A 16,389-nucleotide genomic window follows, 5' to 3' on the forward strand; every position below is an offset into this window, starting at 1 on the left:
AACATAAATCTACTTTGTTTCATACATTTCGCAAAACAAAAATTTTCAACTTTCAATTAATAAAATTATCTTTGCAATAAATCTCAAAAATGTCGAAAAAAATAATTGATAGATATATTTGGCTGATAGAAACCGTGGTTAAAGCCGGTGAAGACGGTATTACTTATAAAGATATTAATAAGCGTTGGATGAAAGCAGCAATATCTAATGGTGAAAAATACCCTTTAAGAACATTTCATAATCACAGAAGTGAAATCTCAACCATTTTTAATATAGATATTGCTTGTAATTCTGTTACAAATACTTATTATATTGATCTAAAAAAATTACGAAAAAGACATAGTAAATCGAATAAGTTATTACTAAGCTTCTTAGCGGGATTAAGCCAAGATACGATTGATTACGAAGAAACTGATGACATTAATGTTATTGAAGCAAAAAAAGAGAAAACCGTAAAAAAAGTTATTGATAAAGATACAAATATCAGTAATGAATTAACAAATGAATTAGACAGCAATCCTATTGAAATTCAATTACAAATTTATTCCCCATTAAAGGAGCAGATAAAATCGAATCCTATTCATCATTCTCAAAAAGAAATATCAAGCACTTCATCAAGCATAATAATTTCTCTGCTGCTTAATCCGTCCGATTCATTTAACCAATTAATATTATCCTACGGTGATCAGGCTGAAATACTTTCACCTAACAGTTTAAGAAAAGATATCACCGATATAATCGGCAAGGCGATGAAGCGTTATACCGCCGCAAAGCCTGCCAAGAAGAAAAAGGAAGAAAAAGACGACGGTATTATTGAGCTTTGGTAAATAATTCAGCCCAATTTTTATATTCGCGCTTTTCCCATATTTTGCTGTGATAAGCGTAACTTGCAATAAGCGGTATTACCGTAGTGGCTTCGGCATAAACCATTTGTTCATGAATAATACTAACTTTACCCCAAGAGGAAGCTTCTTTCAAAGTTGATGAAGAACAAGCACCGTCACGAACATCAGCAACAGTAATTTGAACTGCATATTTATGCATAGGAACATCGTGACCGAGAATCTCAGCACAAACTACAGTATCTTGGGCGAAATTCTTAGGAACGCCGCCGCCAACCATAAGCAAGCCTGTTGTATTAGCTGCTATTTTTATTTGAGTTAATTCCAGAAAATCCTTAACAGAATCTATAGAAAGATGTTTATCTGGATTTTCCCATTGATGTTTAACCAGACCAAAGCCGGCACTACAATCCGAAAAAGCCGGACAGAATATCGGAACGCCACATTCGTATGCTGTTTGGATTAAGGAATCCTTTTTAACCGAATTTTTTGTCAACCACTTTCCTACTTCATGTAGAAATTCCCTTGATGAATAAGGTCTCTTTTCCAAAGAATCGGCTATTAATTTGATAGTATCATCACAATTCTGCAATTCTTCTTCATCAATAAATGTATCATAAATTCTATCAATATACAAATCACGTAAAGTAGTATCCGGGATATCAAGACTACCTTTATAATGTTTAAAACCAATGGCTTCAAAGAAATCCATATCTATTATTGAAGCACCTGTAGAAACAACAACATCAACCATTTTGTTTTTGATCATATCAACATAAACCTGCATACAACCGCCAGCACTGGTACTTCCTGCAAGAGTAAGAATATTGGTACATTCTTTTTCTTCCAGCATCAACATATAAATATCAGCAGCAGCAGCGGTATCGCGTGATGTAAATGACATTTTCCGCATGGCATTAATCAAATCAGTTGAATCGATTTTCTTAATATCGATATGCTCAATGGTTTCTTTTAATAAATCCGATTTTTTCATTTTTAAAAACTTTAAATTTATTTAAATAATTATTTTTCCAAAAATTTATATGATAAAATTTGATAAATAAGTTTTGAAGCAAGGAAGTCGGATGCTTTCATTTCTTCATTAGGAGCAAGTTCAACTACATCCATTCCTACAAGATTCTTTTTGTCAATAACTTTTTTAATCAAATTGATTATATCTCTGTATGATAATCCGTCCGGCTCAGGTGTTCCCGTACAAGGAAGGAACGCAGGATCAAGAACATCCAAATCTATAGTCAAATACACATTATCCGAAAGTTGATTAACAACTTTATCAATCCAATTTTCTTTAGTGTACTTAATATCATGAGAATAAAAAATTCTCTCAGGATCAATATTTTCTTTTTCTTCAATGCAAGAACTTCTGATACCGACTTGTGTAACCGGACAAATTTCTTTGCCGCGAGCCATAACGCAAGCATGATTGAATTTTGACCCTTCGTATTCATCTCTCATATCCGAGTGAGCATCTAACTGAAGTATAGAGATATTTTCGAAAGACTCTCCTATTGCTTGAAAAGCACCGATACTAACAGAATGTTCACCGCCAAGAATTACGGGAAACTTCTTGTCATCAAATATTTTTTTGATAATAGGCTTAAGCTTCACGGCCAGTTCTTCCGGAGTTTCAACATCTACTATATTGTCATTAGTATGAATACCTTTCAAATACACTTCAGAATCTGTCTCAATATCATATAATTCCATATTTTCCGAAGCTTCAAGAATAGCTTGCGGACCTTTATCGGCACCTTTAATCCAAGTACTGGTACCATCATAAGGTACCGGAACAACAACTATTTCCGCAGTTGAATAATTTGTTAAATCTTCGGTTAATCCTCCGTAATTTGTCATATCAATTAAAAATTAAAAGGGCAAATCATCTGCCTCATTATTATCCAAATAAGACGGTGGCGGCACATCCGGCAAAGACTCATAATTAGGAGGGTAATTGTTTGAAGCAGGGGTAGTTTCATTACTCGCCTCAACTTTCCATGCCTTAACATCGGTGTACCATTTTCCATTGAATTCTCTGCTTTCAACATCAAAATTAATATCCAAAATAGCACCTATGTTTAATATACTTTCATTTATTTTATCACCCCATATATTAACACATATTTTTTTAGGATAATTTTCCAAAGTTTCAACAATAATAGATAATTTTTTCCATTCTTGTCCGGTTTTTCCGACACCTGTTTGCAATGGCAAAACTTCTACCAATTTAGTTTTCAGCTGCATATACTTTTATTTTAAGATTAAAATTTAATGCAAAAATACCATTATTTTTCTAACAATAAATTAATTTCTAATTATTTATAAAATTTTAGAAATCTTTATTTTACATTTGTAAGTAAGAACAAATATACACTAAAATTAATTGCTGATAATCAAAGGAATACCAAAAATAAGGATGTAACATAATATAAATTCGAATTAAAATAAAAAAAATTTCAAAAATGAATACAATCAAAATGCAAGTTTATTAGAATAATTAAATATCTTTGCATTACGTTTATTCGTTAATATTTACTAAAATAACAATTAATAACCAATAAAATTAATGATTATGAGAAAAACCACAAAGAGATTACTCTTTACACTTGTTGTTTTCTCGGCATTAGTAACTTCTTGTTACAATGATGTTGAATTAAACAATATAGAGAAAGAGATTTTAATTGACCACGCGTTAGTAACGCCAGTAGGTACAATCAACGTTTCTTCAGAAAAATTCTTAACCAGAATGGATTCCGCTGAGTTTATTTACACCAACGGTGATGGTGAAATGGGCATGGAAATCAATGACAGTTTTGAAATTGAATTCAGAAATGTTAATTTACTTTCATATGCTACTCCTGCAAATTTTGCGAATAGCTTTACTTCTTCGGATATTACAATACCTGCGGGAGGAAATCATGAATTTGCTATTAGTCAGGAATTCATGTGGAATTTCGGCGTTAACTCGAATGTAGCAAATGAACGTATTGATGTTGCCGAACTCGGACTTTTAACTATTAATTCGGTTTTATCTTTAAATAATATTAACATTAATCCCTCAGATGTTACAGTAAAATTATCATTTGGGAATCGCATTGTTAATACAAGCACCGGACAAGCATACGTGCCAACTTACAATGGAAGTGCCGAATCGGTTAATTTTGTACCTGTAACAATAGATTTTTCATCAAATAATCCTACCCCAAGTAGTTCAATTCCTGTACAAGTAACGCTTGTTGTTAACAACAGTAGTTCAAGCAATTTAGTTGTTACAAATTCTGCCAATTTTAATTTAGCCGTTGATATACAAGCTATTGAATATGAAATTTTATACGGATATTTTAAACCTTCGAATAATGCTACTAAAACAAAAGAATATGATATCACTTTCATTGATGACCTTGTAGAAGGAACTATTCGAATTGTTAATCCTAACATTTTATTAAATGTAGGAAATTCTGTCGGAGAATCATTAACTTTTGATGTTAGTAATATTAATTTTTCAAATACGAGTGATCCAAGTATTAAGGCTAAATTATTTTTTAATGGCGGCTCTGATTCTTATAATTTTAACTTAGCTAAACCTGCGACAATAGGCGAAACTGTTTATACCGAAGAATCTTTTACCACCGAAAATACAAATTTCAACAATGTTCTTGAAAACAAGATATTTCCGGGAAAATTTGAGATTACGACAAAGGTTTCAGCTGCGGAAAGTAATCCTATTGATTATTTACACAAGAACTCAAAGATTACGGTGAATATCAAAACTATTTTACCTTTCGAATTTAATGAAAATACAAGTTATATTGTTCTTGACACATTAGACAATATAAATATTGAAATAGGAGAAAACTTACAACTCAATGATGATTCACCATTATATATTGATACAGCGTTAATCGTAATAAATGTTAGTAACGGATTGCCTTTAAACATAAAACTAACGCCGGTATTTTATGATTCTTTATCAAATCAATTAAATTTCAATACCGATGAATATTATAATGTTAATCCGCCAACCATTAATTCTCAAGGATTTGCTGTTCCTCCTATTGAAGAACAACAAATTATTATAAAGATCAAACATGAGCATATAAATTTATTAGAGACATTGGATCATATAGTTTATTACATGTATGTTGATACCAAAGAAGCGAATTCGGCAAATATTCAGGAGTCGGATATGATCGAAATACGTGCAGGTGTGTATATAAGATTTGATTCCATTTTAAATTACTAATCACAAAAATTTAGAATTATGAAAAAGTTTAAAAATATATTCACTTTGATTGTAATTGCCGTTATTGCTCTGCAATCTACTATTTTACGTGCACAAGATAATATCTCCACTTTATATTTCATGGAAAACTCGCCTTTGCGTCACACAATGAATCCTGCTTTCCAACCTGACTATAAATTTTACATTAGTATTCCGGGGCTTGGTTATGATAATTTCAGTTTAGTTAATACTAACTTAAGCGTTAAAGACTTCGTATATAATAATGAAGACGGTAAAACTATATCATTTTTACATCCAGAAGGTAATAAAGATAATTTTTATAATATTTTGAAAAACTCCGGCCCAATGCTAACAGCAGATGTTAGTGTAAGTATATTAGGTTTCGGTTGGAAAGGAAAGAATGATAAATCATATTATACTTTCGGACTTGATGCCAAAGTTGACGGAGCTTTTACTTTAGCAAAAGATTTTTTTAAGTTAGCTTTATACGGAACTCCTGATTTAACAAACAATGTTTATGACTTGAGTAACACATATGTTAATGTAAATGCTTATTTAGATTTCGCTTTCGGATATTCCCATAAGATAAATGAAAAATGGAATGTCGGAGGTAAAGTTAAGTTTTTATATGGTATTGCTAATGCTAATGCAGACTTTGGTCAATTTGATTTAACAGCTGGTATTGATAAATGGACTGCATTGGGAAGTGGTATGATAAATATTGCCGGCCCAATAGACGTAACGCTTGGTGAGCAAATTAAAGATACTGAATTTGAATTCTCCTCTAAAGTCGGTGACTATATTAAGCCTTCCGGTTTAGGTTTTGGAATTGATTTGGGTGCTACATACAACCCTATTGAACAACTGACTTTATCAGTTGCATTGACAGATCTTGGTATGATAAGATGGAATAAAAACATTACCAATATCAGTTATTCTATCGATTATATGTTTGATGGTTTGAATATCGGTGATATTAATCTCAAACAATTTAGTTTAAATGATTTAACAGATTCATTGCTCAACTCCATTACTGAAGCTTTCGTAACAAATCAAACTACAGTAAAATACAATACTGCAACTCAAGCAAAATTATTAGTTGGAGCTGAAGCCAATTTCTTTCAAAACAGATTAGGTGTCGGAATTCTTTCCAAAACAACAAAATACGGTTCAAAATTTATGGAAGAAGTCACACTTGCAGTTAATGGCCGTCCGATTCAATGGGCAAATATTTCTTTATCATACTCGTTGATACATGGTAAATTTAGCACATTCGGTTTCGGTATTGGTTTAAGATCAGGGCCTATTCATTGGATGTTTGTTGCTGATTATGTTCCTATTGTTTATGCTTCATACACAGCTGACGGTTCTAATTCGAAAATCCCTGTACCTTACAATACTAAAGGATTTAACTTTGGTTTAGGTATCAACGTTGTTATTCCGGATAAAAAAGATTCCGATAAGGATGGTGTTATCGACAAATACGATTTATGCCCTGATACTCCTCGAGGTGTCAAAGTTGACGCAAGCGGTTGTCCGCTTGATACAGATAAAGACGGAGTTCCTGATTACTTAGACGAATGTCCGGATACTCCTATTCAAGCCTATGGCTATGTTGACGCTAAAGGTTGTCCGATTGATACTGATGGCGATGGTGTGCCGGATTATATTGACAGATGTCCGGATACACCAAAAGAAGCTTACGGTTACATTGACGAATATGGTTGTCCGTTAGATACCGATGGTGACGGTGTACCTGATTATTTAGACGAATGTCCCGATACTCCGCAAGGTGTTCGTGTTGATGCTAAAGGTTGTCCGATTGACACTGATGGTGACGGGGTGCCAGATTATTTAGACGAATGTCCTGATACTCCTAAAGAAGCATATAACTTCATTGATGAAAAAGGATGTCCTAAAGATACTGATGGTGATACAGTACCTGATTATTTAGATGATTGTCCGAATACTCCTGGTGTACCTGAAAATAACGGTTGTCCGGAAATCAAGAAAGAAGTTCGCACCTTAATTGAAAAAGCTTTACAAGGTATTCAATTCGAAACTAATAAAGCTACTATTAAATCTTCTTCTTATAAACTACTCAATGATATGGCTGCAGAATTTATAGCCAATCCTGAATATAAGATAGAGATTCAAGGTCATACTGATAATACAGGTAGAGCGGAATACAACCAAGAACTTTCTGAACGTAGAGCTCAAGCCGTTAAAGATTATTTAGTAGGTAAAGGTGTTCCCGAATCACGAATGAAAGCAGTTGGCTACGGGATAACGAAACCAATTGCAGATAATAACACAGCTGCAGGCAGAGCTAAAAACAGACGTGTTGAGTTTTTGATTACTTATGAAGAAGTTCATTTTGAAACTGTAAAACCTTAATTAATCAAAATATTAATTTAATAAAAAAAGCCGATAGAAATAAATCTATCGGCTTTTTTTATAGAATACTTTTCACTTTCTAAGTTTAATAATTTTTACAATTAATGTCACTTTCTAAGTCTAGACAAAGCCCCCTTATACCTTATCCAAAGTTTCACTTTCTAAGTCTATCAAAAATTTAAATAAAATAATTGTAGTTGTATTCCTTAACTGAATATAAAACAATTGAGAAAAAATATTAAATCAATCCGCAAATAAAGCGGTGCCGATGCGTATTAACGTAGCACCTTCTTCAATAGCAATCTGGTAATCATTAGACATACCCATTGATAATTCTTTGAAAGAATCTTTCTCTTTAAAGAATCTTTCTTTAATAATATCAAAATAAGATTTCAAAAGTTTAAATTCATTTCTGATTTTATTTTCATCACCTGTAAAGGTTGCCATTCCCATTACACCAATAATATTAATATTATTCAACTCTTTATATTTCGGAGATTCTAAATATTCAATTATTTCGTCAATATTAAAACCTTGTTTTGAAATCTCATCTGCAATATGAAATTCTAAAAGCACATCAATTACTCTGTTAACTTTAAATGCTTCATTATTTATTTGTTCAAATAACCGAAAAGAATCAATACTGTGAATAATAGAAACAAATTCAATAATATTTTTGATTTTATTAGTTTGAAGATGTCCAATAAAATGCCATTGGATATCTTTAGGAAGTTCATTATATTTTTCTTGTAATTCTAATGGGCGATTTTCACCGAACACACGTTGTCCGGCATTATAGATTTGCAGAATATTATTAATAGTTTGATGTTTCGAGACAGCGACCAATTTAACATTGCTCGGAAGGCTCTTGATTATTTTTTGATAATTGTTTAGATTCATTTCTGTATTTAATATCCAACGACACAACTATTGCGGCATTAAGCCAGAATATAACTGCGGCTTTATCAATATCAAGGTAATTATTCATTATTCCATGAATCATATATGTTAACAAAGCTAACATACAACATAATGCCATATTTTTATCGAATTTATGCGACGACTTCCAATAGACTCGGTTAGCAGTAGCAATAATTGCAATAAATAAAATAATTGTAGTTATCATACCAAGCAATCCCCTCTCCGCCAAAGGCCCCAGATACTCGCTATGAGCATTACCTTTGTCGCCGGCATTTGTACTTGAAATAGTCTTATCTTTTGCGAGTTGAAAAGGTGCATAAACAAATTGATATGTTCCCGGTCCCCAACCGAAAACAGGTCTTTCTTCAAACATTCTAATAGCTGATTGCCATCTGTTTATTCTTTCAAGATTAGATGCATCGGTTGAAATATTAGTTGCGGATTTAAGATGTTCCACAAGATCTTGACTTGAATTTTGATTATTCCTGGAAAGCTGCAACAGTATCTGGTCTTGAAAAGCAAAAAATAATGCTAAAACAGCAGAACCTGTAATAACAATATATCGCATTTTCACTCTTAATTTAAAAAGAATAAAAACCATTAATGCAGCAATTCCGCTAACCCAAGCAGCTCTCGTATATGAAAATATTGTACCTAATAAAATTATTACCGTAATACCTAAAGAAATTAATCTCTTATTTTTGGGATAAGTTTTATCAAAAGTATAGAACAATAAAAAAGGCAAGATAAAAACTACAATAGCACCATAACTCGTGTGTTCCGGAAAAAATGGTTTCATGGCCCAAAAACTTGCACGTTTGGAAAATCCGTATTGAGAATGATGTATTATAGTATAAATAACAACAAAGGTCATTGCTATTATATAAGCCCATTGATATTTATTGATATTTTCCTGTGATTTAAAAATTTTAGTTGCAATAAAGAAACATGGAATAATAAACCAGATTTGTGCTAAAAGATGCTTAAATGACACAATCGGCATTTCACTCGTTATACAGGTTATAAAGTACCAAACAAGACTAATAATAACACAAATAGAAACCGGATGTTTAAGTATATCTTTATCGAATTTATGATCATACAATATCTTTAGCAGAATAATAAAAGTATATATTAAAAGCATTGGTTCATCTGGGACACTTGCGGTAATCCCAAATTCTTCAATATTCATACTAATAGATAAGGGAGTTAAAAAAGTTATTATTAATAAAACTTTCTCAAGAGCAAAAAAATACAAACATGCTACACCTATCAAAACAGGAATAGCTATTGGCATCCAATGTATTTCCTTAACAACACAAAAAATAACAAATATTAAAAATGCTGCACTAAAACAATAAATGCCAAGTATCTTTTGCTTATCTGTAAACACGCTTCTTAACTATTTTTTTGGTAGGAATATTTTCTGCAATAACAAATCCAACATAAGATATTAAGAATGCCGCCGCCGCTGCAAATAAAACAATTACCCAACGAACTGGGGTTGATTTTTTATCCGCAGGATAAGGATGAGTCAAAATACTCGTATATGTAAATTCTTTTTGTAAGTTAGAATAAGCATAAAAATATCTGTCCCAAAATTCCTCCATAGATTTATTCAGGGTAATTAACTGCAGTAAATTATTAATATAATCCGGACCATAATTATCAATTGAAATCGAACTAGACGATGAAGATTGATCATTATTAGCTTTTTTAGCATCCATCCCTAATGCTCTTGACAATGCATATAAAATATTATTATCTGTTCCTAAATCCTCTAATTGAGAAGAAATATTATTTAAGTTATCTAAAGACCATTCATGTGTTTTCTCATAAACAGATATTACTTCTTGAAACTTTTCTTTATGAACATTTCTAATTTTTATATCAATAAAGTTTATAATCGCATTAACCATATCACATGCAATTTGAGGATCTTTATCATAAACAATAATATTGATTGCCTCATATGAATTTTGTTCAATTCTAACATTACGATTATACTCATTTAAAATATAAGTTAAAGATTTGGGAGCATTTTTATCAATTTTATAATGTTCATACAAATTAAACTCCTCAATTACTTTCCATTTTATATCTGTTGATAAAAACCATTGATATAATTGTTCAGACGGACTTTCTTCTGAATATTCCGAAATATTTGACGGATAAACCACAGCAACTGATTTGTATCGTGGAGTAATAAACTTTGGCGAGGAAAAGATTACTCCTATTACTATACCAACAATTGTTATTATTATAATATGAAATTTACGTTTCCATAAAACATCCCAAAGTTTTTTTGCTGAGAAAAAATTATTCATATCTTCTTCTATTTTTTTATTATCGACTGTTATTTTGTTATTAATCACCTCTAGTTTATTTTCTGCAACAGTAATTTTATGTGTTTTTATTTTTAAACTTTTTTTTTACAGCATTTGACTCATCATCAATATTACTTACCCCATGATTCTTATCCTTCTTTTTACTAGTTTTTAATGTTGAAATCATCGGATATAATACTTCAAAAAGTACAATAATTATTATTGTCATAAGAAATACTGAGATGGTTGATATAACTACAATTAACCATCTAATCGGATACGATTTCTTTTCAGCAGGATATGCATCCGATATTATAAATTTCTGAGTTAATTCTTGCTCTGCATCAGCTTTTGCTTCTTCATACTTTACTTTAATTAAACTCAATTGCCTCTTATCATAATCCAACTGATCTCTAATTGATACATAAGGAGTTCCGTATCTAGCTAAAATATCAATTTGTTTTTGCAGCTCTTCAATTCCTTTTTTGTTTCCATTAGCAATCTGGATGGCCATTTGTTGATTAATCATCTCGGATTGAGTTTCATAATCATTAATACCCAAAGAACGAAGTATTGCAAGCGAATCCTCCATTTTCTGTATATCATTAACCAAATTAGTATATGTTTGCTCAACAATTTTATATGCTTGCAACGCTCTTTCCTTTTGCATAATTACGCTAACCGAATCATATAATGCTGCAATTTCATTTGCAATATCTGCTGCCATCTGCGCATCTTTATCTAAAACAGTTACAGATACCGCCATAAATTCAGTACGCCTAAATTTTATATTATCATTATATGCTTTATTTAGTTTTGTATATTTATATGTTGAGTTCGAAAAGCCATAATGTTCCAATAAATTAAACTTTTCCACAACTCTATCTCTAATTTTATTAGAACCCAAAACCTGTAGCATTTGATCTATTTGTTCATCTTCTCCGTATTGAAGTATATCTTGCTTTATACTTACCTGATCGGTCAATAAAGCTTTAGAAATAGAATTACTTGAAGAGGGAAACATTACCACTTGCGATTTATACTTAGGAGTAATAAATATCGGGGAAGAAAAGAAAGATGAAAGTATAACTGTAATTACAGTTAGCCATAACAACAACTTATAATTCTTTAAAAGGATATTTATAAAGAAACCCGATTCTAATTGATTGTCTATGTTAGATTTCATTAGCAATATTTAACATTCAAAAAAGTTTGTAAAGATATATATTTTTTTTTATTTGATTGGATTTTATAATAAATTTTACTCATTAGTCTTAATAATCTTAATTAGTTCTTTGACATTTACCATATTAAGCATTAAAGCTCCTATTACAACTAAAGCAACAATTATTATTGATTTATAATACCAAGCAAAATCTAAATTTATAGTTAGATAACCGAATGCAACAACTATAGCAATCAGAGCCAATATTCGTAACAATGTTTTAATAACATTTTTTGTAATTTTAAATTTAAATGTTCTCTTTATTGCAATCAGTTGAAATATAACCACTAAAGATTGTGTTGCGGCACCGGTTATTGCAGCACCAATAACTTGACCTTTCGGAATTAAAATTAGGTTTAATACGAAATTAAACAACATGCATATTCCTGCAATAATATTCAATTGCTTTAAACTACCGTTTGCCGTTAACAAAGTACCAAAAATATAACCATAAGACATTCCCGGCAGGCAAAACATTAATATCCTACACACTTGCGCTGAAATAAGAATATCATCTTTATACAATAAATCCATTAATTCATAAGAATAAAACCAGGATATAGCAATAATACTAAGAACAAATATAGTAAGAATATTAAACGCAATACCAACTAAACTCTTAACATCTTCCTTTTCAGCTATCATCTTAGAAAACATAGGTAAAAGCAAAACTGCAAATAAATATGAAAAGTTTGACAATGCTTCTAATAATCTGAAAGAATGTGCATAGATACCAACTTGAATTTGACCTTCAGCGCCGGGAATCATTTGTGTAAGCATCACAGAATCAACTCTATTGTAAAAAGACATCAATAATGTTAAAGTTGCATAAGGCAAACTTTGTTTCAATATCTTAAAGAAAAAGGTGCTATTCCACTGCAACCGTTTAAATTTTGCTTTTTTTATTACGATGATTAATGCTACTAAAGCTGTTAGTAAATATGCAACCGTCTGAGAATAAATAAACCATTCTATCTTAAATACTCCCGTAAACATCTTAGAATACAAAAGTATAGAACAGAATATAATCAATAAAAATTTATCTAAAATCGACAGAAAACTATCCGTAACAAACATCAATAATCCTGAAATGTTCGATCGTAAATATAAAATAAACGACAGCAGAAATTGATTGACTGCAAGTATTCCCAAAAGATAAAATTGTCGTGAATCATATCCTAGGAAATAAGCAATTACAAAAGCTATTAGTATATAAACCAGGCCTAAAAGTAATCGCAGAGTAAGAATTGAAGAAAAGTTTTCTTTAAGAAATGAAGAATCTTGTGCGATATTTCGATTGTTAAAATTCACAATTCCCATATCCAAGAGGATATTGATTATAAAAGTGAAGTTAAAAATCGAAAGGTATAATCCGTATTCTTGAGGTCCTACTACAACTTGTACTGTTCTGTCTATAAAAAAAAAGTAAAACGGCTTAATAAGCACGTTCAACAAAACAAGAAGAATAAGGTTAAGAATAAATTTTCGCTTCATTAATAAAATTTAAACTGCAAAAATAACATTATTATATTTAGTCAAACGAGACATTTGTAAAAATGTTATCTTTGCAGGAAAAAATTATGAATGTACTTTTATTAGGTTCAGGCGGCAGAGAACATGCTATTGCATATAAAATCTCAGAAAGCAAACTTCTTGATAAACTATATATTGCTCCGGGCAACGGCGGAACTCTTAAACTCGGCACAAATCTTAAAATAGACATTTCCGATTTCCCACTTATAAGTAAATACATTACTGAATATAATATTGATATGCTTATCGTTGGTCCGGAAATTCCGTTATCGGAAGGTATCTGCGATTTTATTGCTCCTCTCCACAAAGATTTGATGATTATTGGCCCTACAAAACAAGGAGCAATGCTGGAAAGTAGTAAAGAATTTTCCAAAAGATTTATGTTAAAATACAATATTCCTACAGCCAAATACAAAGCATTCACAAAACATACTATAAATGATGGGTATGATTTTCTTGAGAATTTAAAATCACCGCCATACGTGTTAAAAGCCGACGGATTAGCAGCGGGAAAAGGAGTAATAATAGTAGATAATTTGGATGACGCAGAAACAAATTTGAAGGAAATGTTAGAAGGTGAAAAATTTGGAAAATCCGGCTCTACTGTTGTTATTGAAGAATATCTTAGGGGAATTGAATTATCCGTATTTATTATTACCGACGGTAAAAATTACCTTTTATTACCTGAAGCTAAGGATTATAAAAGAATCGGAGAAAATGATACCGGACCAAATACCGGTGGAATGGGCTCCGTATCTCCCGTACCTTTTGCAGATAAATCTTTTATGTCTAAAGTAGAAGAAAAAATAATTAAACCTACAATTATTGGTCTACAAGAAGAATTTATAGATTATACGGGTTTTATTTTTTTCGGATTGATGAATTGCGACGGTGAACCTTATGTAATTGAATATAACTGTAGAATGGGTGATCCTGAAACTGAATCCGTATTTCCACGTATTAAAAGCGATATTCTTGAAATCTTTGCCGCTGCTGCAAATAAACAATTAGACAAAATAGAATTAAATATTGATACGAGAACTGCTGCCGCAATTATGCTTGTTTCAGAAGGATATCCAAACGATTATAACAAAGGAATGAAAATAACAATTGATGCACCCGATGCATTAATATTTCATGCGGGGACAAAAGTTGATGAAAACAATGAATTGATTGCTAACGGCGGAAGAGTAATAGCTGCCTGTGCATTCGGAGATTCTGTCAGCGAAGCATTTACAAACGCTTATAAAGTTGCTGATAAAATTAATTTCGAGAATAAATATTTACGCTACGACTTAGGCAAAGACCTTATTAAAAAATGATAGTAAAATTTTTTGGAAAGACATATCCGATTACAATAGTTGTTCTGGTAATCATTGCTTTGGCAACTCAATTGCCTTGTGTAATATTTCCGGGAAAATTTTTTGTAACCGATCATTACTCTCCTATCATTAACCTAATTAGATATTTATATAAAATTTCTCCTTTTTTATCATCATCTGTTTTATTAGTATGCTTCTTTGCATGTTTATTTACTATTGATAAAATTAATACAAACAACCTGCTGATTTCAAAGACATCATTACTACCTCCTATTGTTTTTGCATTATTATTTCAGTTTCAATTATATAATCCGGCGTTGATTGCAAATATGCTTGTTTTAATAAGTATAAACAGATTACTCAATATTAACTCACAAGAAGAAAATGCATATAATGAAGTTGATTTTTTTGCAGCAGGTTTTATGGTCGGCATTGCCACATTAACAGATTTACCGGCTGTATTATTTCTACTTTTTATTATTATTGCGGTTTTTGTAATAGGAGCAGCATATAAATTCAGAGATATACTTATAATTATAACCGGATTTACACTTCCTCTGATTATTTGGTTATTCATTGAATTTGTATCGGGTGATATAAACAGTACTGCTGGTTTTTTCAATCCGCTGAAAGTTAATTTTGAAATTTTTAGAAATATTTTTTCAATAACCGATTATATTTTTATCGGATATATTGTTTTGCTTATAATAATAAGCATTATCTTCGTTTACAGTAAACTCTATAAAATGAATATTGCTCTTAGAAATAAATATTTATTTTTTATAATAATAATGGTTATCTCCTTGATTCTTGTTGTAATATTCAATTATCCCATAACCTATTTATTGATGTCTTTACCGATACTATCAATACTTCTTTCCTATTTAATGATAAATATTAAAAGCTTTTGGGCTGATATACTCTTTTGTCTTTTGGCAATAATTCCCGCAATATATACCTTCATTAATGCTTGAAAATACATATAAAAATTATAAAATAGTTGCCGGTTGTGATGAGGCTGGAAGAGGCTGTTTGGCCGGACCTGTATTTGCTTCTGCTGTAATATTACCTATTGGATGTAAAATAGACACCTTAAATGATTCGAAGAAACTAACTGAAAAACAAAGATATAAACTCAGAGATATTATCCAAGAGGTTGCGATTGATTTTTCTGTGGCAATGGTTGATAATGATGAAATTGACAAAATCAATATTCTAAATGCTTCTTTCTTAGCAATGCACCGCGCTTTGGATGGTTTAAAATCAAACCCGGAATTCATTTTGATCGACGGAAACCGTTTTAATAAATATAAAGATATTAATCATGAATGCATTATTAAAGGAGATGGTAAGTTTTCCTGTATTGCTGCGGCATCAATACTTGCAAAAACGTATCGCGATGATTTTATGAATTACATCGATAAAGAACACCCTAACTATTTTTGGAAAAAGAACAAGGGCTACCCTACCAAAAAACATGCCGATGCTATTTTGCAGTATGGTTTTACCGAATATCATAGAAAGTCATTTAACGTACCGGGTCAAACGAAATTATTTTAAT

At 31.1% G+C, this 16,389-nt stretch carries 14 protein-coding genes and 2 pseudogenes; 8 read left to right on the top strand and 8 right to left on the bottom strand.

From position 1 onward, the window contains the following. Window positions 1–89 precede the first annotated feature (89 nt). Window positions 90–827, top strand: a complete 738-nt coding sequence (locus tag LBP67_04415; protein MDR2084219.1) for a WYL domain-containing protein — start codon at window positions 90–92, stop codon at window positions 825–827. Here the strand turns inward: LBP67_04415 and LBP67_04420 are convergent. From LBP67_04420 to LBP67_04430, 3 genes are read right to left on the bottom strand one after another with little or no spacing between them, the layout of a single operon-like run. After that, a complete protein-coding gene (locus LBP67_04420; protein MDR2084220.1) occupies window positions 811–1,836 on the bottom strand; it encodes a deoxyhypusine synthase in 1,026 nt (341 codons plus the stop codon). The genes LBP67_04415 and LBP67_04420 overlap by 17 nt on opposite strands. Window positions 1,837–1,865: 29 nt before the next feature. Further along, entirely contained in the window at window positions 1,866–2,717 is an 852-nt protein-coding gene (speB, locus tag LBP67_04425; protein MDR2084221.1) for an agmatinase, read from the bottom strand. A gap of 12 nt (window positions 2,718–2,729) precedes the next feature. Next, window positions 2,730–3,104: a DUF3127 domain-containing protein gene (locus LBP67_04430; GenBank protein ID MDR2084222.1), complete on the bottom strand. Its 375-nt coding sequence runs from the start codon at window positions 3,102–3,104 to the stop codon at window positions 2,730–2,732. A 328-nt stretch (window positions 3,105–3,432) separates the two neighbouring features. On the opposite strand from LBP67_04430, the gene LBP67_04435 reads away from it, so the two are divergent. The 4 genes and pseudogenes from LBP67_04435 to LBP67_04450 all read left to right on the top strand — a co-directional run bounded on the left by LBP67_04435 (window position 3,433) and on the right by LBP67_04450 (window position 7,500). Next, the gene (locus LBP67_04435; GenBank protein ID MDR2084223.1) at window positions 3,433–5,103 is read left to right on the top strand and encodes a hypothetical protein; all 1,671 of its coding nucleotides are present in this window, start codon (window positions 3,433–3,435) and stop codon (window positions 5,101–5,103) included. Window positions 5,104–5,250: 147 nt separating this feature from the next. After that, a pseudogene (locus LBP67_04440) lies at window positions 5,251–6,432 on the top strand (DUF5723 family protein). Window positions 6,433–6,555: 123 nt separating this feature from the next. After that, a pseudogene (locus tag LBP67_04445) lies at window positions 6,556–6,699 on the top strand (thrombospondin type 3 repeat-containing protein). Between the two features lie 39 nt (window positions 6,700–6,738). After that, a complete protein-coding gene (locus LBP67_04450; protein MDR2084224.1) occupies window positions 6,739–7,500 on the top strand; it encodes an OmpA family protein in 762 nt (253 codons plus the stop codon). A 243-nt stretch (window positions 7,501–7,743) separates the two neighbouring features. On the opposite strand, the gene LBP67_04455 is transcribed toward LBP67_04450, so the two are convergent. From LBP67_04455 to LBP67_04475, 5 genes are all read right to left on the bottom strand, one after another. Further along, window positions 7,744–8,400: a YggS family pyridoxal phosphate-dependent enzyme gene (locus LBP67_04455; GenBank protein ID MDR2084225.1), complete on the bottom strand. Its 657-nt coding sequence runs from the start codon at window positions 8,398–8,400 to the stop codon at window positions 7,744–7,746. Then, window positions 8,348–9,814, bottom strand: a complete 1,467-nt coding sequence (locus LBP67_04460) for an O-antigen ligase family protein (protein MDR2084226.1) — start codon at window positions 9,812–9,814, stop codon at window positions 8,348–8,350. Before LBP67_04460 ends, LBP67_04455 begins: the two co-directional genes overlap by 53 nt. Further along, entirely contained in the window at window positions 9,801–10,796 is a 996-nt protein-coding gene (locus LBP67_04465; protein MDR2084227.1) for a hypothetical protein, read from the bottom strand. The genes LBP67_04460 and LBP67_04465 overlap by 14 nt, the downstream gene beginning before the upstream one ends. A gap of 28 nt (window positions 10,797–10,824) precedes the next feature. Next, window positions 10,825–11,934: a hypothetical protein gene (locus tag LBP67_04470; GenBank protein MDR2084228.1), complete on the bottom strand. Its 1,110-nt coding sequence runs from the start codon at window positions 11,932–11,934 to the stop codon at window positions 10,825–10,827. Window positions 11,935–12,009: 75 nt separating this feature from the next. After that, window positions 12,010–13,467 carry an oligosaccharide flippase family protein gene (locus LBP67_04475; GenBank protein MDR2084229.1) on the bottom strand — a complete coding sequence of 486 codons (1,458 nt, stop codon included), beginning with the start codon at window positions 13,465–13,467 and terminating at the stop codon, window positions 12,010–12,012. Between the two features lie 86 nt (window positions 13,468–13,553). Between LBP67_04475 and purD the strand changes: the two genes are divergently transcribed. Genes purD through LBP67_04490 form a run of 3 tightly spaced genes read left to right on the top strand, consistent with a single transcriptional unit; the run spans window position 13,554 to window position 16,388 of the window. Beyond that, a complete protein-coding gene (gene purD, locus LBP67_04480; protein ID MDR2084230.1) occupies window positions 13,554–14,828 on the top strand; it encodes a phosphoribosylamine--glycine ligase in 1,275 nt (424 codons plus the stop codon). Next, window positions 14,825–15,802, top strand: a complete 978-nt coding sequence (locus tag LBP67_04485) for a hypothetical protein (protein ID MDR2084231.1) — start codon at window positions 14,825–14,827, stop codon at window positions 15,800–15,802. Before purD ends, LBP67_04485 begins: the two co-directional genes overlap by 4 nt. Beyond that, on the top strand, window positions 15,795–16,388 hold the full coding sequence (locus LBP67_04490) for a ribonuclease HII (protein ID MDR2084232.1): 594 nt from the start codon (window positions 15,795–15,797) through the stop codon (window positions 16,386–16,388). The genes LBP67_04485 and LBP67_04490 overlap by 8 nt, the downstream gene beginning before the upstream one ends. The last annotated feature ends 1 nt before the right edge of the window (window position 16,389 follow it).

This window comes from Bacteroidales bacterium (genome assembly GCA_031276035.1).
Classification (GTDB): Bacteria; Bacteroidota; Bacteroidia; order Bacteroidales; family BM520; genus RGIG7150.